At 38.5% G+C, this 24,455-nt stretch carries 28 protein-coding genes, 1 tRNA gene and 1 pseudogene; 26 read left to right on the top strand and 4 right to left on the bottom strand.

The features are described 5' to 3' along the window. Positions 1–6 precede the first annotated feature (6 nt). The gene (locus tag VCHSUH03_RS00950) at positions 7–1,659 is read left to right on the top strand and encodes a malolactic enzyme (protein WP_277620745.1); all 1,653 of its coding nucleotides are present in this window, start codon (positions 7–9) and stop codon (positions 1,657–1,659) included. A gap of 95 nt (positions 1,660–1,754) precedes the next feature. On the opposite strand, the gene VCHSUH03_RS00945 is transcribed toward VCHSUH03_RS00950, so the two are convergent. Next, positions 1,755–2,165: a CAAX protease gene (locus VCHSUH03_RS00945; RefSeq protein WP_105093732.1), complete on the bottom strand. Its 411-nt coding sequence runs from the start codon at positions 2,163–2,165 to the stop codon at positions 1,755–1,757. 233 nt (positions 2,166–2,398) lie between these two features. Here VCHSUH03_RS00945 and purB point away from each other — a divergent pair, with 233 nt between their 5' ends. The 8 genes and pseudogenes from purB to VCHSUH03_RS00905 all read left to right on the top strand — a co-directional run bounded on the left by purB (position 2,399) and on the right by VCHSUH03_RS00905 (position 9,890). Further along, a complete protein-coding gene (gene purB, locus VCHSUH03_RS00940; protein ID WP_060923735.1) occupies positions 2,399–3,694 on the top strand; it encodes an adenylosuccinate lyase in 1,296 nt (431 codons plus the stop codon). Between the two features lie 120 nt (positions 3,695–3,814). Then, positions 3,815–4,963: an MFS transporter gene (locus VCHSUH03_RS00935; RefSeq protein ID WP_105093731.1), complete on the top strand. Its 1,149-nt coding sequence runs from the start codon at positions 3,815–3,817 to the stop codon at positions 4,961–4,963. Between the two features lie 191 nt (positions 4,964–5,154). After that, positions 5,155–5,508: pseudogene (locus VCHSUH03_RS00930) on the top strand (type II toxin-antitoxin system RelE/ParE family toxin). Position 5,509: 1 nt separating this feature from the next. After that, positions 5,510–5,782 (top strand): helix-turn-helix domain-containing protein, encoded by a 273-nt coding sequence (locus tag VCHSUH03_RS00925; protein ID WP_105093730.1) that lies wholly within the window; start codon positions 5,510–5,512, stop codon positions 5,780–5,782. A gap of 74 nt (positions 5,783–5,856) precedes the next feature. After that, positions 5,857–7,140: an adenylosuccinate synthase gene (locus VCHSUH03_RS00920; RefSeq protein WP_105093729.1), complete on the top strand. Its 1,284-nt coding sequence runs from the start codon at positions 5,857–5,859 to the stop codon at positions 7,138–7,140. Between the two features lie 542 nt (positions 7,141–7,682). Next, on the top strand, positions 7,683–8,027 hold the full coding sequence (locus VCHSUH03_RS00915) for an ArsR/SmtB family transcription factor (RefSeq protein ID WP_009352539.1): 345 nt from the start codon (positions 7,683–7,685) through the stop codon (positions 8,025–8,027). Between the two features lie 2 nt (positions 8,028–8,029). Beyond that, positions 8,030–9,496, top strand: a complete 1,467-nt coding sequence (gene dinB / locus VCHSUH03_RS00910; RefSeq protein ID WP_105093728.1) for a DNA polymerase IV — start codon at positions 8,030–8,032, stop codon at positions 9,494–9,496. 109 nt (positions 9,497–9,605) lie between these two features. Continuing rightward, a complete protein-coding gene (locus tag VCHSUH03_RS00905; protein WP_105093727.1) occupies positions 9,606–9,890 on the top strand; it encodes a hypothetical protein in 285 nt (94 codons plus the stop codon). Between the two features lie 77 nt (positions 9,891–9,967). Here the strand turns inward: VCHSUH03_RS00905 and VCHSUH03_RS00900 are convergent, their stop codons facing one another. Further along, the gene (locus VCHSUH03_RS00900; protein WP_105093726.1) at positions 9,968–10,849 is read right to left on the bottom strand and encodes a hypothetical protein; all 882 of its coding nucleotides are present in this window, start codon (positions 10,847–10,849) and stop codon (positions 9,968–9,970) included. Positions 10,850–11,035: 186 nt separating this feature from the next. Here VCHSUH03_RS00900 and VCHSUH03_RS00895 point away from each other — a divergent pair, with 186 nt between their 5' ends. From VCHSUH03_RS00895 to VCHSUH03_RS00820, 16 genes are all read left to right on the top strand, one after another. Continuing rightward, positions 11,036–12,013, top strand: a complete 978-nt coding sequence (locus VCHSUH03_RS00895) for a 5'-nucleotidase, lipoprotein e(P4) family (protein ID WP_105093725.1) — start codon at positions 11,036–11,038, stop codon at positions 12,011–12,013. A 48-nt stretch (positions 12,014–12,061) separates the two neighbouring features. Then, positions 12,062–12,138: transfer RNA gene (locus VCHSUH03_RS00890), tRNA-Arg, on the top strand. A gap of 229 nt (positions 12,139–12,367) precedes the next feature. Then, on the top strand, positions 12,368–14,512 hold the full coding sequence (locus VCHSUH03_RS00885; protein WP_105093724.1) for a YadA-like family protein: 2,145 nt from the start codon (positions 12,368–12,370) through the stop codon (positions 14,510–14,512). Between the two features lie 258 nt (positions 14,513–14,770). Further along, the gene (locus VCHSUH03_RS00880; protein WP_105086042.1) at positions 14,771–15,601 is read left to right on the top strand and encodes a DUF6630 family protein; all 831 of its coding nucleotides are present in this window, start codon (positions 14,771–14,773) and stop codon (positions 15,599–15,601) included. Positions 15,602–15,719: 118 nt separating this feature from the next. Then, positions 15,720–16,535 (top strand): DUF2262 domain-containing protein, encoded by an 816-nt coding sequence (locus tag VCHSUH03_RS00875; protein WP_105086041.1) that lies wholly within the window; start codon positions 15,720–15,722, stop codon positions 16,533–16,535. Between the two features lie 20 nt (positions 16,536–16,555). Continuing rightward, on the top strand, positions 16,556–16,987 hold the full coding sequence (locus tag VCHSUH03_RS00870; RefSeq protein ID WP_105093723.1) for a hypothetical protein: 432 nt from the start codon (positions 16,556–16,558) through the stop codon (positions 16,985–16,987). A gap of 71 nt (positions 16,988–17,058) precedes the next feature. Then, the gene (locus tag VCHSUH03_RS00865) at positions 17,059–17,565 is read left to right on the top strand and encodes a hypothetical protein (RefSeq protein ID WP_105093722.1); all 507 of its coding nucleotides are present in this window, start codon (positions 17,059–17,061) and stop codon (positions 17,563–17,565) included. Positions 17,566–17,602: 37 nt separating this feature from the next. Continuing rightward, entirely contained in the window at positions 17,603–18,145 is a 543-nt protein-coding gene (locus VCHSUH03_RS00860; RefSeq protein ID WP_105093721.1) for a hypothetical protein, read from the top strand. A 72-nt stretch (positions 18,146–18,217) separates the two neighbouring features. Next, positions 18,218–19,024, top strand: coding sequence for a hypothetical protein (locus VCHSUH03_RS00855; protein WP_054747324.1), 807 nt, complete (start codon positions 18,218–18,220; stop codon positions 19,022–19,024). Between the two features lie 78 nt (positions 19,025–19,102). Then, on the top strand, positions 19,103–19,696 hold the full coding sequence (locus VCHSUH03_RS00850; RefSeq protein WP_105093720.1) for a hypothetical protein: 594 nt from the start codon (positions 19,103–19,105) through the stop codon (positions 19,694–19,696). An 84-nt stretch (positions 19,697–19,780) separates the two neighbouring features. After that, the gene (locus VCHSUH03_RS00845) at positions 19,781–20,287 is read left to right on the top strand and encodes a YfbM family protein (protein ID WP_105093719.1); all 507 of its coding nucleotides are present in this window, start codon (positions 19,781–19,783) and stop codon (positions 20,285–20,287) included. 77 nt (positions 20,288–20,364) lie between these two features. After that, complete coding sequence (locus VCHSUH03_RS00840; protein WP_105093718.1) at positions 20,365–21,129, top strand: leucine-rich repeat domain-containing protein; 765 nt, start codon at positions 20,365–20,367, stop codon at positions 21,127–21,129. A gap of 57 nt (positions 21,130–21,186) precedes the next feature. Next, complete coding sequence (locus tag VCHSUH03_RS00835; protein WP_105093717.1) at positions 21,187–21,480, top strand: DUF2695 domain-containing protein; 294 nt, start codon at positions 21,187–21,189, stop codon at positions 21,478–21,480. Between the two features lie 109 nt (positions 21,481–21,589). After that, positions 21,590–22,087: an ECF transporter S component gene (locus VCHSUH03_RS00830; protein ID WP_105093716.1), complete on the top strand. Its 498-nt coding sequence runs from the start codon at positions 21,590–21,592 to the stop codon at positions 22,085–22,087. 62 nt (positions 22,088–22,149) lie between these two features. Next, entirely contained in the window at positions 22,150–22,431 is a 282-nt protein-coding gene (locus VCHSUH03_RS00825; RefSeq protein WP_105093715.1) for a type II toxin-antitoxin system Phd/YefM family antitoxin, read from the top strand. Positions 22,432–22,433: 2 nt separating this feature from the next. Then, positions 22,434–22,760, top strand: coding sequence for a type II toxin-antitoxin system RelE/ParE family toxin (locus tag VCHSUH03_RS00820; RefSeq protein ID WP_105093714.1), 327 nt, complete (start codon positions 22,434–22,436; stop codon positions 22,758–22,760). 464 nt (positions 22,761–23,224) lie between these two features. Here the strand turns inward: VCHSUH03_RS00820 and VCHSUH03_RS09655 are convergent, their stop codons facing one another. Beyond that, positions 23,225–23,296, bottom strand: a complete 72-nt coding sequence (locus tag VCHSUH03_RS09655) for a putative holin-like toxin (protein ID WP_219565824.1) — start codon at positions 23,294–23,296, stop codon at positions 23,225–23,227. A 214-nt stretch (positions 23,297–23,510) separates the two neighbouring features. Further along, entirely contained in the window at positions 23,511–23,888 is a 378-nt protein-coding gene (locus VCHSUH03_RS00810; RefSeq protein ID WP_038141050.1) for a carboxymuconolactone decarboxylase family protein, read from the bottom strand. 66 nt (positions 23,889–23,954) lie between these two features. Here VCHSUH03_RS00810 and VCHSUH03_RS00805 point away from each other — a divergent pair, with 66 nt between their 5' ends. Further along, on the top strand, positions 23,955–24,317 hold the full coding sequence (locus VCHSUH03_RS00805) for a MerR family transcriptional regulator (protein WP_105093713.1): 363 nt from the start codon (positions 23,955–23,957) through the stop codon (positions 24,315–24,317). The last annotated feature ends 138 nt before the right edge of the window (positions 24,318–24,455 follow it).

Here is a 24,455-nt window from a genome sequence, read left to right as displayed (position 1 = left end):
TAAGTCGTGCCAAGTAGTTCCTATCAGGAGGTTTATATGAAAGCTTATGAAATTTTGAACAATCCCTTCCTAAATAAAGGTACTGCCTTTACAAAGGAAGAACGTAAAAACCTTGGTCTTGAAGGTTTATTGCCTCCAGTTGTACAAACGTTAGAACAGCAAGCAACCCAAACTTATGAATTATTTAGTCGCAAAGATTCTCTATTACAAAAACGTGAATTCTTAATGCGTATTTTCTCCACAAATCGCACTCTATTCTTCAAAGTATTTAGCGAGCATGTTGTTGAAATGATGCCAATCGTTTATGATCCTGTTATAGCTGAAAGTATAGAACGTTTTAGCCACGAATTCATTGATCCAGAATATGCAGCCTATATTACAGAAGAGAATATTGATCAACTTGATACTATTTTAGATCGAGCTGCAGATGGTCGTGATATTCGCTTAATTGTAGTTACTGATGCAGAAGAAATCTTGGGGATTGGCGATTGGGGTACTAACGGCGTAGATATTTCTGTAGGGAAATTAATGGTCTACACTGCAGCAGCAGGCGTAAATCCTGAATGGGTACTACCAGTTGTACTTGATGTAGGTACAAATAGACAAGAGCTTCTTGAGGATCCATTATATCTAGGGGTTCGTAAAAACCGCATCACAGGAGATGCATACAATAAATTTATTGAAACTTTTGTTCGTCACGTAGAATCTAAATTCCCTAAATTATACCTACATTGGGAAGATTTTGGTCGCGACCATGCTACTGAAATTTTAAAAGTATATCGTCCTCAAATTGCTACCTTCAATGATGATGTTCAAGGTACTGGTATCATTTCCCTTGCAGGCATCTTAGGAGCACTCAAAATTAGCGGGGACACATTAACTGATAAAAAATATGTGTGCTTTGGCGCTGGTACAGCAGGTGTAGGTATCGCCAACCTTGTAATGTCTGAAATGGTAGCGCAAGGGCTATCCGAGGAGGAAGCTAGAAGTCGTTTCTACCTCGTAGATAAACAAGGTCTCCTATTCGATGACATGACAGACTTAACAATCGAGCAAAAGCCGTTCGCTCGCAAACGTTCTGAATTCACTAATGCTAATGAATTAACTAATTTACATGCTGTTATTAAAGCTGTACAACCAGGAATTCTCGTTGGTACATCGACAGCACCAGGCACTTTCACAAAAGAGGTTGTCCAAGAAATGGCTAGTCATGTAGAAAGACCTATTATTTTCCCATTATCTAACCCGACAAAATTAGCAGAAGCAAGTGCACAAGATCTGTTAACATGGACAGATGGAAAGGCTCTTATCGCAACAGGCGTGCCATATTCACCTATCGAACTTAAAGGTGTAACATATGATATTGGACAAGCTAACAATGCACTCATTTATCCAGGTGTAGGTCTTGGTGTATTAGCTGTCAATGCAACTCGCTTAAGTGATGCTATGATTTCCGCAGCAGCTCATGCCTTACAAGGTATTGTAGATACTACAAAACCAGGTGCAGCTACGTTACCACCAGTAGCAAAATTAACACAATTCTCTCGTACAGTTGCTAAAGCTGTTGCCGAATGTGCCATCAAAGAAGGCTTAGCACCTGAACAAGATATTGATGCTGCGATTGATGCTATCTTGTGGAAACCAGAATACAAAAAATAATTAATAACAGTACATCAATAATTAGATAAATAATAACAAGAGGCATACCTCACATACGCATGTATGTAAGATATGCCTCTTTTGTTATGTTTGTATTAGTCTTGGTTTGTAAGCATTGTTTTGGTAGAGTTAAACACCGCAAGATATACGATGGCGCCACCGATAAATAATGTGACCTGCATAGGCGCACTAAACTGATTGACACGCCATAATGCAAAGGCGTAGAAGAACATAGTTATTAGCATGATGAGGAATGCAATGATAACGCGTACATTGGTGTTAACCGCTAAGGATGTAGTAATGCGAGATTTATTGAGTATCACGTAAATTAAGGATACGATGATATCTGCTGTAAAGATGGAGAATACATAGTTGAGATCAAGTTCTCCAAACAGAACTACGGCCAAGCCGATAAAGCTGAGTACAAAGAATAGGCGCAATAGTATGCCTATAGTATTTGATTCGTTGCGCTGTGCACGACGCTCTTTGCGATTTAAATTTGCCATGAAAGCCTCCCGATAATGATATACAAGTTCCTGTATATTTCAGATAGCTCTAGTATATCATTTTATTAGTATAAATTCTAAGTTAAAGTATGGTGTACCAATAAATACGAACGATTAGTAAATTTAATATAATTATCATTCGGAAATTTATTGGTCTTTCATTGAATGGAGCTTTCACATATGATACAATTATTTTATAAGAAATCTAGCTTTTATCATGCAAAGGAGACATCATGATACCACGTTATACACGAGAAGAAATGGGCCATATTTGGAGCGAACGCAACGAGTTCGACACAATGTTATTGGTAGAAACATTGGCATCCGAGGCGCAAGCTGAGTTGGGAGTTATCCCTAAAGAAGCGGCTAAAGCCATTCGTGAAAAGGGCAATTTCGACGTTGAACGCATTCATGAAATCGAAAAGGAAACAAACCACGATATTATTTCCTTCGTAACAGCAGTAGGCGAATACGTAGGTCCTGAAGCGGCTAAATATATCCATCTTGGCCTTACATCTACTGACGTTAAAGATACAGCACTTGGTTACATGATGAAACAAGCATGCGACATCTTGATTGAAGACTTGAAACGCTTGCACGAAGTATTGCGTCGTCGCGCAGCTGAGTTCAAATATACACCTATGATCGGCCGTACTCACGGTATTCATGGTGAACCTACTACATTTGGTTTGAAATTAGCATTGTGGATGGCTGAAGTAGAACGCGACATCGAACGCATGGAACATGCTCGTAAAAGCGTAGCTGTTGGTAAATTGTCCGGTGCTGTTGGTACATACTCCAACATCGATCCATTCGTAGAACAATATGTATGCGAAAAATTAGGTCTTGAACCTGTTAAAATCGCTACACAAGTCGTACAACGTGACCGTCACGCTGAATTGTTGTCCACTATCGCTGTTGTAGGCGGTACATTGGATAAAATCGCTTTGGAAATTCGTCATCTGCAACGTACTGAAGTGCGCGAAGCGGAAGAATATTTCAGCCCTAAACAAAAGGGCTCCTCTGCAATGCCTCATAAACGTAATCCTATTACATGTGAAAGAATTTGCGGTATGGCTCGCTTGCTTCGTGGCTATGCTCAATCTGCTTACGAAGACCAAGCTTTGTGGCATGAACGCGACATTTCCCATAGCTCTGTAGAACGTGTCATCTTACCAGATGCAACAATTTCGTTGAACTACATGCTTCACCTTACAATCCGTACAATTGATAAATTGTTGGTATATCCTGAAACAATGCTTAAAAACCTTAACCTTACAGGGGGCCTTGTATTCAGCCAAACAATTTTGACTCACCTTGTAGACAAAGGTGCCGTACGTGACGAAGCATACCGTTGGGTTCAAAAATACGCTATGGAACGTTGGCTTGAAGGTAAAGATTTCGCTACAGGTCTTAAATCTGATGAAAACATCAAGAAATACATGACTGCTGAAGAAATCGATGCATGCTTCGATCCACATAAATTGTTGAAACATGTAGATACAATCATGGCTCGCTTTGGCCTATAATTGTAGGGTACTTCCCACATAACATATGAAAGACTAGGGTAGGTATAGACCAACAAGCCTATGGCACATGCATTAGGTGTTGGCTATATCTACCTGTTTTTATTTATCTTAGGAGGTTATATGAAACGTATTATACGAAAGTACGGACCGCCTATTTTTCATTGTATTAATGACTTTGGACAAGGATCTCTAGCGGCGCTTATACCGTTTTTTATCGCTAACTTTGGGCTTAACTACTATCAATCAGCATCTATCATTTTCTGTAACACCATCGTGGCTTCTGTAGCCCAACCTATCTTGGGCTATGTGGCGGATCGGTGGCGCGTGCCTTGGTTTATTCCAGTAGGCTTTTCCATAACATTAGTCTCCATTAGTTCCATTGCACTGGCGACGAGCTATGAGATGATACTTGCTCTATCGCTCATTGCAGGCCTTGGGGCTGCATTGTTCCATCCTGAGGCAGCACTTCTTGTAAACCGTATGCAATCCAATGAGCTTGGTAATGCTATGGGGCGCTTTGCCGTAGGTGGTAGTGCTGGTTTTGCAATGGGGCCGCTCCTTGCTGGTGGTGTGTACGTCTTTGGCGCTCAGTTCCTTTGGGTGTTCACGGCCATTGCCTTAATTGGCGTGTTATTGTATGTGTATGCCTTTACAGGTTCTGCGGCTACCGATGTTGTTGGTGAAAGTAAAAGCTCTGCTAAGTCCACTAATACTGGTGCCAACGATTGGGTAAGCTTCGGCAAGTTATTCTTTGTCATTGCTTCTCGCTCCATATTGTTCTCTGTACTATCCATCTTTATCCCTATTTTGTATATTACCGTTATAAACGGCGAAGCCAGTGCCTCTAGTTTGGCGCTAACTATGTACTTTGCAATGGGCGCGGTTCTTACTTATATGGGCGGTGCTCTATCTGATAAATTAGGCTTCCTGAAAACGGTACGTTTAGGTAATCTTATCTTCTTGCCGTCTGTTTTAGTATTTATCTTTGTACCAAATATCTGGGGCTTCTTCGGTGCTATGATACCGATGGCCTTTGGCGTATTTTCACAATATGGACCAATTACGGTATTAGGTCAAAAATATCTTGCAAAAAATGCAGGATTTGCATCGGGAATTACCTTAGGTCTAGGCATTACTTTAGGTGGCCTTGTAGCTCCATATGTAGGCCATTTAGCTGATATCTATGGTGTGCAAACAGCATTGATGACATTGATACCTGTAGGACTTATGGGGCTCCTAATGAGCTTCTGGTTAAAGGAGCCAAAATAGAATACTTTGATTAGATAAAATGTCAATACGTGGGAGGTGACTAATAGTCACCTCCCATTTGTTTACTTTAGAAGATTAGATATTTATATTGGTTATAGTAAGACTTTGACTTTCTATATTTCAATATCTTTACTATATATATGTTTTAACATATAATTTAGGTGAAGATTTCTTCTAGTATTAGGGGGAATATGATGGATACGTTTTCTGTTGTTTTTTATGAAACTCTTAGTGGAGAAAAGCCAGCAAAAGTATTCTTAAATGAGCTCTCAGATAAGCAACGTGCTAAAACAATTAGAGATCTAAAGATACTTGAATTATATGGCAATTGTTTGAGAGAGCCTCAGTCTAAACATTTAGAAGATGGTATTTATGAGTTACGAACGAAGCAAGGTTAAAATATTTCTAGAATATTGTATTTCTTTTTTGTAGGAAAGCGAATTGTTTTAACTAATGGTTTTATAAAAAAATCTATGAAAACACCGAAGAATGCTATTGAGCTAGCTGTTAAATATAAGAATGATTATATTGAGAGGTATACATAATATGGAAACGTTAGATCAATATTTAGAGAAACAATTAAAAAATCCGAAGTTTAAAAAAGAGTGGGATGCGTTAGAGGATGAATATCAAATCATTCAAAATATTGTAGAGGCTCGTCTCGCAGCTCATATGACTCAGATGCAGTTATCTGAATTAACAGGCATTACCCAGTCTGATATTAGTAAGATTGAAAATGGAAATGGTAATCCGTCTTTGAAAACGTTGCAAAAAATTGCTCACGCCTTTGGGAAGAAACTAAAGATTGAATTTGTATAAATACTTTCACAGAGTCCGAACATTGTTGTATAATGTTAGTGAATTATTTAGACTTTCACATGGAGGATATAGATATGGCAACAAGTATGGTTATCGGCACTCAATGGGGTGACGAGGGTAAAGGTAAGATCGTTGACTGGATTGCGGAACGTGCGGACGTTGTAGTGCGCAGTCAAGGTGGTAATAACGCAGGTCATACTGTTGTAGTAGATGACAAAGCATTTGCGCTTCGCCTATTACCAAGTGGTATCTTGTATGATGATAAACAAAATATCGTTGGTACTGGTGTTGTTATCGACCCTAAAGTTTTGTTACAAGAAATTGAAGGTCTTGAAAAACAAGGTAAATCTGCTAAATCTCTTCAAATTTCTGACCGTGCGCATGTTATCATGCCATATCATATCGCTTTAGATAATGCAGAGGAAGCATCTAAAGGGGATGCTAAAATCGGTACTACTAAAAACGGTATCGGTCCTTGCTATGCTGATAAGATTAACCGTATCGGCATCCGTATCTGCGATTTGTATGACTTGGATACATTCAAACAAAAATTAGCATACAATGTAGAATTCAAAAACAAAATGCTTACAAAGGTTTATGATGCTGAACCTGTTAACTACGATGAAATCTTAGCGGATTACATCAAATATGCTGAAGCATTGAAACCATATGTAACAGACACTAACATCGCTGTTTTGAAAGCAGTTCAAGAGGATAAAAAGGTATTGTTCGAAGGCGCGCAAGCAACTATGCTTGACCTTGATCACGGTACATATCCATTCGTAACATCCTCTCATCCAATCGCTGGTGGTGCTTCCACAGGTGCTGGTATTGGTCCTAACTACTTGAAAAATATCTTCGGCGTAGTAAAAGCTTACGCAACACGCGTTGGTGCAGGTCCATTCCCTACAGAGCTTCTTGATGAAACTGGCGATAACCTTCGCAAACTTGGTCATGAGTTCGGTACTGTAACTGGTCGTCCTCGTCGTTGCGGTTGGTTAGATCTTATGGTTGTAAAATACGCGGCAGGTCTTAACAGTCTTGATTACCTTGCAATTACTCGTTTGGATATTCTTGATACATTCAAAGAATTGAAAATCTGCGTAGGTTATAAATTGAATGGTAAAGATGTAGAAGGCTTCCCAGCTAACTTGAAAGACCTTGAAGCATGCGAAGCAGTGTACGAAACATTGCCAGGTTGGGAAACAGATATTTCTGGTATCCGTAAATACGAAGATCTTCCTGAAAATGCTCGCAAATATGTAGAACGTATTGCAGAGGTAACAGGTGTACCTTTGGGTATCGTATCCGTAGGTCCTAACCGTAACCAAACTATCGACTTGGTAAACGTATTCTAAGCTATACTAATTTGATATAATGTAAATGATTGCATTCGATAGTGTAGATTTAGCAGTATAATTGTTAAAATTTTACCGCTATGCAATCGGTTTATAGAATTATACAGATAAGGCTCCTCTAAGAGGAGCCTTTTGTAATGAAATGATTTAGACTACAAAAAAAAGTATAATACATCTAATCCTTTCGGTTGCTAATGTAGTGCGGTATATCGAAGTATGCTATAAGGTTATCGGAAAATGTGTATATCGAAAATTCTATAGAAAAATATTTTATACAATTTTTATATATGCAAAATTATGTATAACTAAATAAATCTATGAGATGAAAATTTATTTAAAATATTCACAATATACAAACTATGACGTGCTTAAATTAGTTTATAATGTGGTAAAAATTACCCATCTATATAAAATTGATATTCATAATAAATTATTAAGATACAAATATAAAGAAAAAAATAGATTTACATTAAGAAATAGTATATAATAGAGTCTAGAAAGTAGATTGACATTTTTTGATACGGATTTGAGGAGTTAAAGATATGGTTGAAGTTTCTTACGAACGTTTAGCTACGATTTTCAAGGCATTAAGCGATGAAACAAGATTACACATCATCGATATGTTGTCTTGCAATGAATTATGTGCAGCTGATATTTTAGCTAGCTTCAATTTATCCCAATCTACGTTGAGCTACCACATGAAAATCTTAATTGATGCAGGTGTAGTTAACTCTCAACGTAATGGCTTATGGACTCGTTATTCCATTAATGAAGCTACATTTGGCGATATTTTAGAGATCATCCCTCAATTATATAAATCTAAGGATGAGTGTATTTGCGCGCAAATTAAATACTGCCGTATTTCTGAGCACGAAAAAGAAGCGTAACAATGAGACGATGGATTATGCATGTTGATATGGATGCATTTTTCGCGTCCATCGAACAATTGGATCATCCAGAATATAAAGGCCACCCCGTAATTGTGGGTGGTCTTTCTTCACGTGGCGTCGTTGCTACCTGCTCCTATGAGGCTCGCAAATTCGGTGTTCATTCGGCGATGCCTATTTCACGAGCTAAGAAACTCTGTCCCGATGGCATCTATGTGTATCCGCGTATGGATCGTTACAAAGAGGTATCCCATCAGATTTTTTCTATTATGAAAGAATTTACGCCTCACATTGAGCCTCTATCTATCGACGAAGCCTTTCTCGAGGTTAGCGGTATGTCTACCATGTATAGTGGACCAAAAGCACTGGGCAGAGCCATTAAAGATCGAGTATTTGAGGAAACAGGTCTTATTATCTCTGCAGGGCTAGCACCGAATAAATTCCTTGCCAAATTGGCATCCGATTTAGATAAGCCCGACGGCCTTGTAGTCATACCTTATGGCCGTGAAAAAGAGATTTTAGCTCCATTACCGATTAAACGCATTTGGGGCGTAGGTCCTCGTACAGAAAAAATCTTGAAAACAGGAGGCTTTCACTTGATGCGTCATATTCAAGCGTTGCCTGATGAAAGTAGTTTAATTCCCCTCGTGGGCAACCAGGCGCGCCGCATATGGGAACTAGCGAATGGGATTGACGATAGACCGGTGGAAACAGATCGCAAAATACAATCTATTGGTGCGGAGGAGACTTACGAAGAAGATTTAACGGATGGTAGTGCTATTGAATTAGAGTTTAGATATTTTGCTAACCGCTTATCAAAACGATTGCGAAAACGTAATCTCTTAGGTCATACCGTATCCATTAAGGTTCGGTACGATGATTTCACCACCGTATCTCGCCAAAAGCGGTTAGATACACCATCAGACCATGAGCATGTGTTTTTTGAAACGGCTTTGCTCTTGTGGAACAAACTCATGCAAGATAAGACCAGTAAAAAACCGAAAGGCACAAAGAACGACATTGAACTATTAGGAGCCACTACGAAGGTTAAATCTACAAATTTAAAATCTACTAATTCAAACTATAGTAGTTCAAACTATGGTAGTTCTAGTGAGATTGCCTTTATGGATCCCCCGGGCCCTATACGACTATTAGGCCTTACCGTAAGTGGTCTCGATGAAGAGGTGCCTATGCAAGATAGTCTTTTCGAATCATCTAAAAATGAGACTGAAAATAAACTGGCTGGTGTATTAGATTCATTAGAGTCTAAATTTGGTGAAACGGCCGTTATGAGTGGCGCATTATGGCAGCGCTTTCACGGAGACAATGGAACGCGTAGAAAGCGATCGGAACTAAAGGCCGCAGTAGATGCACAATCTACTAATGAGGATGTGGAATCTAATAAAATGGATAAGAGTCTTGACCTATATAAGAATGGTGATGTAGGCGACCTTAACGAAGACATATAACTCGATACAATAGACTCATAAAGTTTATATTGAATACTTTCGCTAATATATTTATTCATGTTACAATATGGATATAGTGTTTAAAAATTACCGCAAGAGAGGTATAGATATGAGTTTATTTCGTGTAGCCATCCATTATGGCATCAACAGCAATGGCTTCTTGTCCTATGATACAGAAGCAAAAACAGTGTCCGTAGATTTACCTGAACAAGAGTGGGCTGATAAGGTTATCGCTTACTTGAACGACGAACATGCCATCGAGCATGCTACAGGTCTTGATACATATGAACGGTTGACTGTAAAACCATTAGAATCTTTAGATAACCTAAAATTAGCTTTAACACGCATGTGGGAAGCTATCGACGTACAAGTCGACTGGAGCCGTCCAGCGTAACTAAGACGAAGCCCCTCCTTGCTATGTAGGACATAGTAAGGAGGGGCTTTTGTCATGGAGATTGTATTTAAATATTATTAATCAAATTTTTTATTTGTTAGGTCCTGATACATAAGCTTAGCGATTTCATACTGTGGATCGCCGGCTTGTAATTGGTGTGATGGTAGTTTAAATACAGCTTCAGCTCTTTCCTCTTTCTTGATATCGATACCCTTTACATCTTCGGACCGACTTATGGAAATGGTATGTGTTGTTGGATTTATGAAGTACGCATTTACATCAATGCTGAAAGCCTTGTTTTCGTCTTTTCTCATGATTACACGTAGAATCATAGCTGAAATAGCAGTGGTACCATCTTTTTCACCTAATAGCTGTTTAGATGTGTAGTCCACATAATCTGCATAGACATAAATATCGCCAGGTTTGGCCTTGTCATAATCTTGTGTATAGGCCTCTACTAAACGCAAATCTAGTTGTCTGCCGAATGGTCTAGAGAACATTTCGCTTTGTAATACACGTGTTTCGCTTACCGGTGGATAGGACGGTATTGGTGTTAAACCTTTTAGCATATCTGTGCGTGTTTCGTCTTTTCTTTTAGCCTGACGTTCAGCAGTGACCTTGTCTAAGCGTTTACGCTCTTTTAATATGGCTTTTTCTTGTTCTTCTTTAGTTTTGTAAGTTTTTACGGATACAACACGGTTACCAGACATAGTCACTGTTGAATAGATGGGCTTATCTTTAGTAGGTTTTCCATTAGAAGCATCAAGCGTAGATTGCACCATAGCAGGAGTTGCGCTTTCGATAGATTTTTTTAACTCTGGAATATTAGAATAATCCATATCAACCACTGCAGTGTCTGTGCTTTCACTTGGCTGTACAGGTGTAGCCCCGTACGCAGATGATATAGCCAATACAGCTAATAGTGAACTGGTAATAATTAATCGTTTACATACTTTCATTACATATACCTCTTTTTTATAAGAACTCTCTAATACTATCAACAGCTGTATTATAGCATAGTTCTTGTGTAAATCGATTAAAATACACAGATAGCCTATAAAGCTATAGAGGACTTTCGTATACCTATGTAGAATTACATTGTGTATTGTATGTATACAGAGAGCACATGTGGATAGGAGGCAATTATGAAACGTAGTAGTTTAGCATGGTATGTAGGGGTGGCTTGCCTTGGCGGTAGTCTTTGCGTAGGTTCCGTAGTACAGGCGGATTCTCCGACGACAGTGAAGGCAAATCCTGTAGTTCCTACAGCGATGGTAGCACAGGTTCAATCAACTCGACCGACTAATAGTATAGCGGCTACGAATACGGTAGCTGCTAACAGTGAGCCGGCAAAAGCTGCAGTAGTACTAGATGAGCAGACAGCACTGAAGCAAAAACAGCAGTACCAAGCCGAAACAGAAACAATGGGACTCTTATGGATGCGCACCTCTGCAGAGTACAGAGCACTAGCGTATCAAGGGTACAATGTGGCGCTAAATCTTGTTAAGATGGCTGTTACTGATCCATCTCATCAAAGAAAACCTCTTGCTATTGTTCTTGATGCGGACGAAACTGTAGTGGATAATACTAAACTGATGGGTGAAAGCATTGCTAATGGCAATGGTCGCTTCGATGCTCCTTGGTGGCGTCAAGCTGTGCATCAAGGTAAATCGCAAGCCATGCCTGGTGCTGTTGAATTCCTAAATGAAGTACATAAACAAGGTGTTGAAATATTCTACGTTTCAAACCGATATGCACCTGTTAACTATGATGCAACAGTACAAAACTTTAAGGAACTAGGATTCCCATCCGTCGATAAAGACCATGTACTACTATTCGAAAAAGACTCTGATAAACAACCTCGCTTCGATATGATTGCTAAAAAATATTATGTCGTTCTATACATGGGTGATAATGCCGGTGACTTCCCAATTGGTACAAAAGGTAAGACCTTAGCTGAAAGAAATGCTATCATCGATGCTCATAAAGAAGACTTTGGTACTACCTTTGTGGTATTCCCAAACCCTGCTTACGGATCTTGGGTAAGTGCCTTAGCTAAAGGCTACCAAAACCTTAGCCCAGAAGAACAAAAACAAGTGAATAACCAATACCTACAACAATAAGGACGCCTTGCGTATACTTTATTAAAAACGATATAATAAAGTATACATGCGTCTATAGCTCAGTAGGATAGAGCAGCAGTTTCCTAAACTGCGTGTCACTGGTTCGATTCCGGTTAGGCGCACCAATATAGAAAAGAAGGCATACAGCTTTTATAAGTAGTATGCCTTCTTTTTTGTATTATCTTGCAATTCTTATGAGCTAGACTTATAATATTAGAGTAATATTCATATTTTATTCATATTTTGACAATGAATAGTGTATAGAGGGGTACAATAAGATTCAAGTTCCATTAGATAGGTTTGAATCTTTTTTTTAGGTTTATTGTTTGTGTTGTCTTAAAAGGGGGAAACGAAATGAAAAAAGAATTACTGTTAACGGCTATGATTACCGCAGGTATTACTACAACAGCGTTTGCAGCATCCAATTTAGATATTAGTGCTACAACTGCTGCGCCATTAAGTATGCAGAATTCCATTGCTTATGGTGGAAATAACAAAGTTGAGAATGGTATGTTCTCTCCTGTAAATAATATATTGCTCGGTGGTGACAATAATACAGTTCGACCTTCTGCTTCTAATAGTATCACCTCTGGAATGAATAATACTGCATCTGGTCCGGGCAGTATCGTAGCAGGTTGGTATAATACAAACTCTGCTACTCACAGCTTGGTAGTAGGTACTAGCAATACTGTTGGTGGTACTAATAATATCGTAGGCGGCTTTGGCCATGCCAATAATGACAATGCGATTAATTCTTTATTAGTTGGTTCATATAATAGTATTGACGGACAAAACTCGGTGGCTTTAGGTAAGAATAATACCATTAAAGGTAATAATGCTTTGGTAGGTGGTACTGGTGCTAAGGTTCAAGGTAATAATGCTATCGCCTTTGGTGATACTGCGAAAGCAACATCCGATGATGCGTATGCCATTGGTCGTAAAGCGGAAGCAACTGCTCTAAATACAGTTGCTATTGGTAATAATGCAAAGGCCAATAACATTATGGGCACAGCGATTGGCTATAATGCAAAAGCAAAAAATGATTATGCTACAGCGGTAGGTTATAGCTCCATAGGTTCTGGTAATCAATCTTCTGCGTTTGGTTTTAATGCAGAAGCAACGGCTATGAATACAACTGCAGTTGGTTCCTATGCAAATGCTAGCGGTGCGTACTCTACAGCGTTAGGCTTTAAAACTGTGGCGTCTAATGAGGACTCTGTAGCATTGGGTAACTATTCTACTAGTGCTGGTAAAAGTGCCTTTGCTGCTGGTACATTAGCGAATGCAGCAGAAAAAGATTCTTTAGCAATTGGTCATAGTGCAAGTACAACTAAGGAAAATGGTATCGCTATCGGTACAAATGCATCTGTAACTGGTGTGGATTCTATTGCTATCGGCAAAGCCGCAAATATTGCTAAAGCAGGTAGTATTGTAATTGGTAGAAATACGACAGCAGATGAATTAGCAGTATCCATTGGTACTGACTCTGTAGCAACTGGTTGGGGTGGTACTGCAGTAGGTACTATTTCCAAAGCAACTGGTGCTCAATCCACTGCTATCGGTGATAATGCGCAAGCATCTGATACATACTCCACAGCACTTGGTGTGTCTTCCGTAGCTTCCGGCAGAGCGGCTAATGCGATTGGCCTTTCTAAAGCGACAGGCTTTGCATCCAATGCTATTGGCTTTGTAGCGGAGGCTTCTGGTAAAAGCGCTACTGCAATCGGAAATGCAGCTAAAGCTCTTAATGAAAACTCCATCGCTATCGGTACGAATGCGAAGGCTGCCACAGATAATAGCATTGCACTAGGTGCTAAGTCTGTTACTGCTACAGCTGTATCTACTAACTCTGGTGTTATCGGCGGCAGAACCTATAACTTTGCTGGTGGAAATGCGGTTGGTACATTGAGCATTGGTGATAGTGGTGCAGAACGTACGATTACAAATGTAGCGGCAGGCCGTGTATCTGCGACATCTACTGATGCAGTCAATGGCTCCCAATTACATGCCATTAAAGACGTGGTAGATAATCATGAAAACCGTATCACTACTATAGAAGGCGATATTAATACATTAAATAATCGTATTATTAATGGCGGTGCTAATAGCTTAAATGAAGCTAAATCCTACACTGATCAACAAGTATCTAGCGTAGCAGCGGCTTCTGCAGCACTCGCTGGCTTGCATCCATTAGATTTCGATAAACATGACAAATGGTCCTACTCTGTTGGCTTTGGTAACTATAAAAATGCTAATGCAGCGGCGTTAGGTGCGTTCTATCGCCCTAATAAAAACACCATGTTTAATGCTGCTACTACCGTTGGTAACGGCCGTAATTCTATTAGCTTAGGTGCCAATTTTAAATTTGGTAAAAGCTCTGAAGAGGTAACTACTGAAGATGCTACACAACTCAAGAAAGATATGAAAGACCTATCTGAAAAATATAATGAGTTAGAACGAAAATATACTGAATTGGCAGCTAAATTAGAATCTAAATAATTAGAACCTAAATAAGAATCCAAATAGTGTGATCAATACTCCTACAAGACGTATCTTGTAGGGGTATTTTTTATCCTATGCTTTCATTATAAGTATTCCTTAATAATGATATAATTAAGATATATATTCAGTTACATATTCAGTTACATATTCAGTTACATATTCAGTTACATATTTAGTTACATATTTAGTTACATATTTAGTTACATAGTCAGTTAAACATTATATGTAAACAGCAGTATATGGGGGAGAGTGCATATGAGCTTTTACAATTGGATTCAAGAAAAACTATTTGATAATTTCGAAGAATGGCGCTTGAAGAGCCCTGGTTCTAATGGAAACGGTTTTAATATAGTCGGAATAGATAATACCTTAAAGGCTATGCATGATGGATTTTATATGTACATGGAGTTATACCCACCTCATGCCATCGATGGATGTACAGCCATGAAAGCACGTGTAGGTAAAACGCAGGATGCAGTAGATTTATTCTTAGATATAGATGGCAAGACCTATCGTATGGCTGATGTAAGTTATCCTGACGCAGTGAAGATGATGCGGGCTTTTATGAAAAAACGCAGAGTACCTGACTATAGTTTGTGTGTAGAAGCAGTGTATCTAGATATTGATCAGATGCGATCTACATTTACAGAATTAGCAACGTTGTTGCTAGGTGATGCAAAACAAGCTAAATCGTTTATGACCAAGGTAAAGTTGAGCTCCCTGGAAGAATTGGAAGATAGCTGGTGGAACCTCTATGAGGAACTACTCTCTAAAGGATATGCCGTAGAGTTAGACTGTAAATGTGAACTAGAGGATTTTATTTATCATGTACAGAAGTTAATACGTAATAAGTCTTTAGATACTAGAGAAAATCTAACTATTGATACAGCAACATTAGATGAAGATCAAGTTATTATGGACTGGTGTGCTAGTCTTAATTCTACGTGGGAAAACTATACGTTAGCAGGCATGGACACAGGAACCGATAGCTTTGTACTTATGGTGCTTTCAAATGAGGAATTCAAAATAGCCAAAGAACTAGCGAAAGAACTATTACATAGAATTGATGTAGCTGAACACTTGTGATGCAACAGAACATTTTAATGTTATAGAAGTAATTATACTATGGCATCATCTGTAAAAGGATGTAGTTCTAACTGTAAATAGTTTGTACCGTAAAATGTGATGAATAGGAGAGAGTCATATGAGTATTGTACGTTTACCAGAATATGAAGCAGAGTTTGAATCGGAAGAGTTTGAAATCTATGCATTGCCACGCAGCGATGCGAATGGGGCTAGTCCTTATTTAGATAAGTATCATAGACCACTGGTGGACACCGATGCTATCCTAGATACTCGAACTGGTATGCTTGACCGTAGCGAAGGCATTTTGACGTGGATTATTGAGGGCCTTGATGATAGATGGGGTTATTCTTTTGAGCCCCATGGGGTCTATAAATTATTGGTTAAGAAAGCAAAGCCTTTAGAGGACTTGGGCTATATGCGCCCCTCTTGGAATAATCGCTATTATGTGCTTGAGGTATTAGAGGAGCATGCTAAACATAGAGAATTAGAGGCGTTGTCGGCGTATTTGAAAACCCCTAAATACCTTCATACTGACCGGGGTGACTTCCTGTTAAATCGAGAGTATCAATATTACACAGCCAGAATTGATGATTATGCTTTCACCCTTGATGTGGATGAGGACTCTGATGAAAGTTGTACCGTAGCATTGGCTGCTTTCAATACAATCGATAATTTTAAAGCATTTGAACAACGAATTAGTACCTATATTAGTGAAAAATTACTAGATCTTGCTAATGATTGGCTCGACAATGATGACCAAGATCCGATTACGTCAGACGTATTTGCTAAGCGTATTACGATGGGTGAATTGGCATTTCGTAACGATGGCACCATAGAGGTCTATTATGACGACGATGATATCTTCTGGGGGCACTGTATCATAGCTCATATTGATGCGGAGGGAAACCCTGATGATGCAGATATTGCGGGATGATTAACTAATGGAGCGTCCTGATGAGAAAATCCGAATTAATGACTTTATGGAATGTTGAAAGCTGGTCTGAAGAACCGTATGGCGTTTACTTTGTATCTCGCAGATTGGGTACTAATCATTTAGAGACTGTAGGACAAGCCTTTAAAAACCTCAATATTAGTTGTACCGGTTATACTGAGGCTGAGGTGCTTTCACTATCAATGTGGAAACAATTATATGTTCAATTAGATGAATTAGACCAACTAGCACAGGAAATTATACAAAAGGAAATACCGCAAGAAGAGTCTGTTGTACTTACACTAACGGATATAATGTTAGATAAATCAGGTTGTTACGACGCATTTGCGCTAGGCTATGATGTGGGCGAATCACCGGCAGGACATCTATATATTTTAGTTTCTTTTGATGAAAATTTTACGGCTCAACAAGATGTGATTTACGAAACTTTATAGTGTTGTTTTAAAGTGGTAACACTGGTGAGGAAGTTTAGCTAAAGCTATAAGTGATACATAGGAGAGAGAAGATGGAAAATCTGTATAAAGAATTAAAAAGTTTTTTTGCCAATGATATGGATCTAAATGATTTGTTTGATTCTGAAGCTATCATCTGGATTGATTGGCGCGAGGATGACGAAGATGTGGTGAACTATTTTAATGATATGATGGATGAGCCTATCGACATTCAAACCGTTAACAATGGCAAGCCTTATGGTGACGATATTGTGTTACAAAAGGGCGATAAAGAACTGCAAATTCCTTACGGTGATGAGAAAGATCGGGATGTAACCATCAAATACTTTAACGACTTCGTTCAGCCTGATTATGAGGTGCGCTGGTTTGTTGAAAGCCTTGGAAACGATACGCTTGGGTTTACCGTGCTTTCAGGGGCAGAATGGGCCAATTTAGAAGATGAATTTGGTACAGATATAGTTCGTTACTATTTTGAACCTATTAATCTTGAAAGTAACATGTTTAATCTCGATATGGACGAGGTTTCTACGTTGTTAGAATTACGGGAAAATAAGAGATGAAATAGAGTAAATATGCGAATCTATAAGAGGTAAGAATATGGATTATTTAAAAATATTACAGGAAGACTCTAGCTTAGCAGCAGATTTTGATGCTTTATTTGATTTCTTTTTGCTCGATGAGCCAACGGAGCGGGATGAGGTAGAGGGGCGATGCACCTTTTCCTTGGATGGAAAGGCTTTTGCTCGAGATGGTGCCGGCGGTGAATATCATCAATTAGAGGATGGCTCTATCGGTTATGTCAGCAGCGAAGGTCAATGTGGTCGTATAGCTGAAAGTATAGATGATTTAATCTATTTGTTGGTATATAGCATTTGCTGGCATGATTATTGTGACTCCAGCCAGTATACAGACATGGATACTCTCGAAGCCTATGCCAATGAGCGTTATGATGAAATCGCTTCTTATACAGAAATGGAAATATGGGAAGAGGTTGTCAAGGCGCTAGGTATGCCTTCCGAAGCAAATGTGGCTGTTGAATTACAAAAGTTCTATGATGCGGCACATCGAGAACCTCTGTACCAAGGCTTTTACCATGAAGAGGATGGTAGCATTACACCATATGAAAGTCTATTTTTTTAATATGTAAAATGGGAAAATAATCAGCAATAAAAGAGTATTTCAAGCGGTTTTGTGTTGTTATAGGAGAATCGTATGGCAATTGACGGAGTGAAGATCATAGATAGTGACGACGGTCATGATATTTATAATGCCATTGTTGAGCGGTACAAGGATGGTATCAGTGTAGATACGATCATTTCTGACATTTTAAGTGAAGAAGAAAATTTTTGTACTGATGAGTTTTATACAGAAATTTATTGGACTGCGGTGGCCTATTCGTTATGGAAGATAGGGCATCTATCAACTGATATTAAACAGAAAGCCTTGGATATAATCGCTCAGGGTCCTAATGAGTTTTGGCTGGAAATCGATGATAAGGCCCTTAAACAGCGTCAAAAGGTATTGGATAAGTTAGCAGTACAGCTACAGAGCGAAAATCCGAAGCCTATTAAGGTTCGTAAATCTAAAACAAAAAGAGTACCTTATTTTAAGGTGGGCGACGTATTAGCTGTTAAATTTGAAAACGAGTATGGTGCTATTTTTGTCTCTGACGTGGATCAATCACCGCGGAAAATCGAATATCATTTAGCCTGTACGCGGCTTTTACAAGAAGAAAAACCGACAATGGAGCAGTTTCTAAACAGCAAAATCGCATGCCGAAAAGATAATACAAATTTTGGTATCGATACAGACTGTTGGTTCAATCATAAGGACTTAGGCTTGTTACTGGATAATTTGGAAATTATCGGGACAGTTGAACTATATCCGTGTAAATTATGGACACTAGCACCAAGAAGAACGCTTGAGGATATCTATGAGGAGATTACAGATGAGCCTAGGATTGGAAAACTGCGTCTCATAGACACCTATGAACTAGTGAAAGAGGTTGTTCAGGAATAATCATCGATAAATGCACTGATCTATGGCGTACATATAAATGTGCAAATATAAAATTGTTACTATAAAGGTGTAAATTTAATGGATACTGTAACTAAAAAATACATAGAGACCGTACAAGTCAGTGATATACCGTGGCATCGGTTAACGACCTCTTATGGACGGGGCACAGATTTTCCTAATCAATTTGATGTTTTATGGAAGATGGACAGTATTGAAGCTGTTGATGTGGCTGGTGAGGACATAGCGTTAAATATTGAGCATCAATCCACATTGTGGCATGCTACACCATTCGCCATGATTTTCTTGCTTCGTATTTTTAAGAAAGCCCAGGAAGAGAGCGCTCAGAATGAAGTAGCTCATTATTTAGCAGAACAATTGATTGAGTTGTTTACTGTGATTGCTGAGTGTATCCGAGATGGTCTTATGCTAGAGCATGCAGATCCATTGCCGAACTTTGAGGATATGCTCAACGAAGAATACCTATGGTCTGAAGACTACGATGAAGATGAAGACGTTCTTAGATATGAGGAAGAAGATGTATTTCCTGATGATTTATTCTTTAGCTTCTATTACTACTCACTGCAAGTGCTTTTACTAGGTAAGCCATTATTAAATAAAGCTAATGAAGGAGAGGCTAATTTACTAGAATTACTGACAGAGATAGAGTACTAAATAAGCGATAGAGTACTATATATCTAAGGGGATTACAGATTATTACACTTCTACTGAGATTATAGGATTAGGAGGTTATGGACTATGGGATTAATTGCTAATTATAGCTGTTTAAGCGATGTAAATTTAAAAGAGCTTAAAGCCATGGGCGCAGAAGAAGAGGAAATTCTTGAGAGCGTTGAAGAGTGGAATGACGATGATGAATTATTGCTTGATATCGACAAGATGTGGGATGTGCTCCATTTCGTGCTTACCGGCGTAAGCACTGACCATAAGGATGATAATAACCCTCTTAGTCAAGCTGTGCTTGGCATAACAGCTGTTGAAGAAATATCGGATTACTTAGCGTATACCGAACACGATAAGTTAGCAGATATCGTGGCGGCTCTAGAACAGTTTGACATGGAAGCAGCTCTCGAATCTTTTGATATGGCAGCCTGCAAAGAGGCAGAGCTTTACCCAAATATTTGGGATTATGAAGAGGAAGAGGAAGAAATCAAAGATGAACTTCTTCATGATTTCGAGCAGATGAAGGTGTTCTATAAAAAAGTGCTAGAAGCGAAGGGGCATGTGCTCGTATCAATTTGTTAGGCCCGTTATAATCTGTTGGTCATGGCTCTGGTTATAGATAAATTAATTATAGGACTGACGAAGATGAGGAATTGTAAATGGCAGTGTTAACGGAAAAGCAAATTAAATATGGCTTTGACTACTATCATAAGGATGACGCACGGCCTAAATCTGTGGTAGAGGTCTCTGAATATGATGGTGAAGACAAGCTGATAATCAACTGCACACAGTTAGATGAGTCTTATTCTGCTAAAGATAAGAAGCGAATTTGGATGGAGTGGTGTGATTTTCTAGTAAATAATCCAGATACTTTTACAGAGCTCATGTTTTGTACAAGAATGCCACAGGAGTTATTTGATGCGGTGTGTGCCCAACAGAGACTCAAAAAATTACATATAAAATGGGGCGTTTATCCAGATATTTCAAAATTAGAGAACTTACAAGAACTAGAATATCTACACATTGGGTCAGGAAGAAGTGTATCGAGCTTAGAGCCTATTTCAAGATTAGTAAATTTAGTAGCGCTGTCGATTGAAAACTTTCAACAAATTGATGATTATGTGCCATTAGCTAATCTAAAACATCTTGAAAGTCTTGCCTTAGAAGGTGACTTCGCCGCTCCTAAAATTCTTAAGGTTCAATCCTTAGAATTTCTACGCCATATGAAACAGTTGCGCTTTTTCAGCTTTTTAACGGCAAAGGTGATAGATAAAGACTACTCTCCCATTTTAGAACTCAATAATTTAGAACATCTTACGTTAAAATCTTGTAAAGAGGTTAAGCAGTTGTACCCTCAATTAATTAAACTACCAAAGTTGAAGTATGGCACTATATTAGAACGACCGGAATTATATGAGAAATAAGGCTTGAGATATAAGTCATGAGCTATAACTTATAATACATAAAAGGGAGTAATCATAATGGACAAAGCGCGTAAAAAGGAATTATTGAAAGGCTATAAAGCTAAAGAAAAACAGAATTTTAAAGATAGTTTACCTATGGACGAAGAATTATTTTGGAATCTCTTTGATTATGTAGACGAGAAATTAGAAGCAAATGACGGTTGCGATCATAGTCTGACTTTCACAAGAGAGTTTTTAGAAAAACAAAAGGTAGATGTTGAAAGCGTACTAGACTGGATTATCAAGGAAGGTGGCGGGTGTGATTGCGAGGTTCTCTACAATGTAGAGGAACGTTTTGAAGAGTACTGTTAATAGTATTTTTTATAGTTAATTCTATGTATTTGCAGGTGTTACCATAAAGGTATATAGTATAGGCATGTGATGGATATAGTCACATGTCTATTTTTATAAGGAGGACGCTATGCAACACGTTCAAAACCGCAGTACTACGTCCGCGTTAGTACTCACAGCCGTATTGATTGCCCTCGCAACATTGTTTACCATGTACACGAAAATCCCAGTACCTGGCATTCGCGGCTATTTCAATGTAGGAGATGTCGTTATTATGACGTCAGCTCTGTTATTAGGTCGAAAATATGGCGCCTATATTGGTGCTATCGGCCCGGCGCTAGCTGATTTGTTTCTCGGCTACGTAGTCTTTGTACCAATCACCTTTGTGGTGAAAGGCATTGAAGGCTATCTTGTCGGTACTGTCTATAACAATAAGACAACTACCTCTGCCTTGGTGGCAACCATTGTAGGTGGCATTATCATCGTAGCAGGCTACTTCATCGCTGAATACTTTGTATTCGATCCAGGCGTAGCCATTGCTAGTATTGTGACCAATACCATTCAAGCCGTTATGAGCGTTATTGTTAGTATGATTCTCTATGCTATCTTGCGTAAACGATTAGGATAGGATTAGTGATTCACAATTCATATACAAATTATGATATAATTTGTATATGAGGAGGTGCTTTTATGGGGTTATTACGTGAAAGTATTCGACCATCGTCGGATTTAAGAAATAAATATAATGAAATCTCTACAGTTTTGAAAACAGGGGACGAAGCTTGTATTATGACGGTAAATGGTCGTGGTGATACGGTATGTATGGGATATGAAACCTATAATAAATTGAAAGCACAGATCGAATTATTAGAGGCTATTGCATTGGCTGAGGAAGACGAACGAAAAGGTAGAATGGGTCCTATTGAGGATACTTTTATCAGCATAGAAGCGTTGTTAGCTGAGGCCGAATAGTTATGGAAGACACTGCTTATCGTATCATTATTATGGCACAGGCCGATCAGGCATTGCATCATATTGTTCTGCATGTAAAGCAATCTTTTTCCAATGAAATTGCCAAGTCTGTTTATCAAGATATTAAGGATAGAATCCTTTTATTAGCGGATAATCCTTATATGGGCACGATTCCAAGACATACTGTTTTACGTAATAAAAACTATCGAATGTTGATTATTAATAAAAATATTATTTTATATCGTGTCTTTGATGATGAAAAAGAAGTGCGTATATATAATATATTTAGTCAACGGCAAGATTATTTACAACTTCTGCAAGGATTGTAGATGTTTAGTTGATTTGGTATAGATGAATAAAGGGAGACTCCGTTGTGAGTCTCCCTTTTGTAGTTATTTTCTTTGGAACTTGGACTGAATGGACATATTTTATTTGTTTTGTTAATATAAAACTCAATAATTGAGTTAGATCCAAATGAGAATATATCTAATGATGAGATATATTCAAAATTAGTACAGTCTGCAAAAGATACAGTTTGGAATATAGGGTATATTGATGTTAAAGAAGAAGTTATTATTTATATTCCATTTCATTTTATAATATCCTCTAAGGACGATGTAAATTGACAGCCTCTAGAATTCAGACTATACTATAAGTACAAAAGAGCCAGTTAACGTGTTCTAGGCGTTAGGCTCATCAAAGAATTACGAATTTGATAAACCTAACGTGTCTAAGTATTGCAGTACTTAGTCTTAAACGTTAGGTTTATCTTATTTTATAATCAAATAACTGATTATTTCTTAAGAATTAACACTACGAGGGTAGCGAATAAAATCATTAATGATAATGCTTCGTATACAGTCATAATGTCACCTCCCTCGAAAAGACGGAGATGAACCTAACTCACGTTAATGGCTCTTTCGTTATTAGTATATAGCGGATTTTGAATATTGAAAAATACGAATTAATTTCGTACAACTTTTACACGAATAAAAGGGAGACTTTATCAAGAGTCTCCCTTTGTTAGTTTTAAATAGACTAATATTTATTAATAGATTTTTATTACTGTCGTTCCTTAATTACAGTATGTTTCGTTCTTCAAAGACCGCTTTCACCGTGAACAGTGCGTTCAGCACGCGTGGAAATCCCGCATAGGGGATGCAGTGGGTACAGACCTCTACGATTTGCTCGGGCGCAATACCGACATTGAGTGCCGCATTGGTGTGTACTTTCAGCTGTGCCTCGCAACCGCCCAGCGTTAATAGGGATGCGAGCGTAATCAGTTCCCGTTCCTTGAAATCCAGGTTGGGGCGCGTGTAGATGTCGCCGAACAGCTCGACCAATAAATCGGCTATGGCCGGTGAAATCTCTTGAATTGTGTTATACACCTCCTCGCCGTGCAGCCCGTCAATTTGTTTCAATGTGTTCATACCGATGTTAAAACGTGTTTCTTTCATAATTATTACCTCCGTCTAGACGTATGATATATGCTCGAGTATACTTGAGGTCAAGGTGGTGAAAGTATGAAAATCGGTGAATTTTCAAAATTGGTGGGACTGTCTATTTCTACATTACGATATTATGAGGATCAAGGGTTCCTTCACATCGAGCGGCAGAACGGCATTCGCAATTACCATGCGGAGGATGTGGGGTTTGTGCAGTTTATTAAACGCTTGAAAGACATGGGAATGCCGCTTGCGAATATCAAGCGGTATGCGGATTTAAGGTATGCCGGATCTCATACGGTTCATGAAAGAATGACACTGTTACAAGACCACTATCGGTTTATTGAGGCCGAAATTAAACGATTGGAAGGCTATAAGAATAATCTAGAAGATAAGTTAGAGTTGTATGAAACTTTAATAAAGAGAAATGAGATTGATTAGGTTTTTTATTGTAGATGGTATATAGCACTTGTATCAATGTGGAGGTAGGTACCTCCTATTAATCATAATTTGACGATATATGGTATTCAACCTATAATATGAGTAGATAGCCGAGCGAGTAGAGACGTCAGGCTCATC

This window comes from Veillonella infantium, assembly GCF_002959895.1.
In the GTDB taxonomy this organism is placed as follows: Bacteria; Bacillota; Negativicutes; order Veillonellales; family Veillonellaceae; genus Veillonella; species Veillonella infantium.
This window is presented reverse-complemented; position numbering and strand designations above follow the sequence as displayed.

Coding starts and splice junctions, on each gene's coding strand:
- VCHSUH03_RS00900 (WP_105093726.1), bottom strand. CDS start 10,849: ATGAAAGTATGTAAACGATTAATTATTACCAGTTCACTATTAGCTGTA.
- VCHSUH03_RS00835 (WP_105093717.1), top strand. CDS start 21,187: ATGGACAAAGCGCGTAAAAAGGAATTATTGAAAGGCTATAAAGCTAAA.
- VCHSUH03_RS00945 (WP_105093732.1), bottom strand. CDS start 2,165: ATGGCAAATTTAAATCGCAAAGAGCGTCGTGCACAGCGCAACGAATCA.
- VCHSUH03_RS00845 (WP_105093719.1), top strand. CDS start 19,781: ATGGGATTAATTGCTAATTATAGCTGTTTAAGCGATGTAAATTTAAAA.
- VCHSUH03_RS00805 (WP_105093713.1), top strand. CDS start 23,955: ATGAAAATCGGTGAATTTTCAAAATTGGTGGGACTGTCTATTTCTACA.
- VCHSUH03_RS00825 (WP_105093715.1), top strand. CDS start 22,150: ATGGGGTTATTACGTGAAAGTATTCGACCATCGTCGGATTTAAGAAAT.
- VCHSUH03_RS00920 (WP_105093729.1), top strand. CDS start 5,857: ATGGCAACAAGTATGGTTATCGGCACTCAATGGGGTGACGAGGGTAAA.
- VCHSUH03_RS00935 (WP_105093731.1), top strand. CDS start 3,815: ATGAAACGTATTATACGAAAGTACGGACCGCCTATTTTTCATTGTATT.
- VCHSUH03_RS00870 (WP_105093723.1), top strand. CDS start 16,556: ATGAGAAAATCCGAATTAATGACTTTATGGAATGTTGAAAGCTGGTCT.
- VCHSUH03_RS00840 (WP_105093718.1), top strand. CDS start 20,365: ATGGCAGTGTTAACGGAAAAGCAAATTAAATATGGCTTTGACTACTAT.
- VCHSUH03_RS00850 (WP_105093720.1), top strand. CDS start 19,103: ATGGATACTGTAACTAAAAAATACATAGAGACCGTACAAGTCAGTGAT.
- VCHSUH03_RS00855 (WP_054747324.1), top strand. CDS start 18,218: ATGGCAATTGACGGAGTGAAGATCATAGATAGTGACGACGGTCATGAT.
- VCHSUH03_RS00830 (WP_105093716.1), top strand. CDS start 21,590: ATGCAACACGTTCAAAACCGCAGTACTACGTCCGCGTTAGTACTCACA.
- VCHSUH03_RS00925 (WP_105093730.1), top strand. CDS start 5,510: ATGGAAACGTTAGATCAATATTTAGAGAAACAATTAAAAAATCCGAAG.
- VCHSUH03_RS00885 (WP_105093724.1), top strand. CDS start 12,368: ATGAAAAAAGAATTACTGTTAACGGCTATGATTACCGCAGGTATTACT.
- dinB (WP_105093728.1), top strand. CDS start 8,030: ATGAGACGATGGATTATGCATGTTGATATGGATGCATTTTTCGCGTCC.
- VCHSUH03_RS00905 (WP_105093727.1), top strand. CDS start 9,606: ATGAGTTTATTTCGTGTAGCCATCCATTATGGCATCAACAGCAATGGC.
- VCHSUH03_RS00865 (WP_105093722.1), top strand. CDS start 17,059: ATGGAAAATCTGTATAAAGAATTAAAAAGTTTTTTTGCCAATGATATG.
- VCHSUH03_RS00810 (WP_038141050.1), bottom strand. CDS start 23,888: ATGAAAGAAACACGTTTTAACATCGGTATGAACACATTGAAACAAATT.
- VCHSUH03_RS00820 (WP_105093714.1), top strand. CDS start 22,434: ATGGAAGACACTGCTTATCGTATCATTATTATGGCACAGGCCGATCAG.
- purB (WP_060923735.1), top strand. CDS start 2,399: ATGATACCACGTTATACACGAGAAGAAATGGGCCATATTTGGAGCGAA.
- VCHSUH03_RS00875 (WP_105086041.1), top strand. CDS start 15,720: ATGAGTATTGTACGTTTACCAGAATATGAAGCAGAGTTTGAATCGGAA.
- VCHSUH03_RS00880 (WP_105086042.1), top strand. CDS start 14,771: ATGAGCTTTTACAATTGGATTCAAGAAAAACTATTTGATAATTTCGAA.
- VCHSUH03_RS00895 (WP_105093725.1), top strand. CDS start 11,036: ATGAAACGTAGTAGTTTAGCATGGTATGTAGGGGTGGCTTGCCTTGGC.
- VCHSUH03_RS00860 (WP_105093721.1), top strand. CDS start 17,603: ATGGATTATTTAAAAATATTACAGGAAGACTCTAGCTTAGCAGCAGAT.
- VCHSUH03_RS00915 (WP_009352539.1), top strand. CDS start 7,683: ATGGTTGAAGTTTCTTACGAACGTTTAGCTACGATTTTCAAGGCATTA.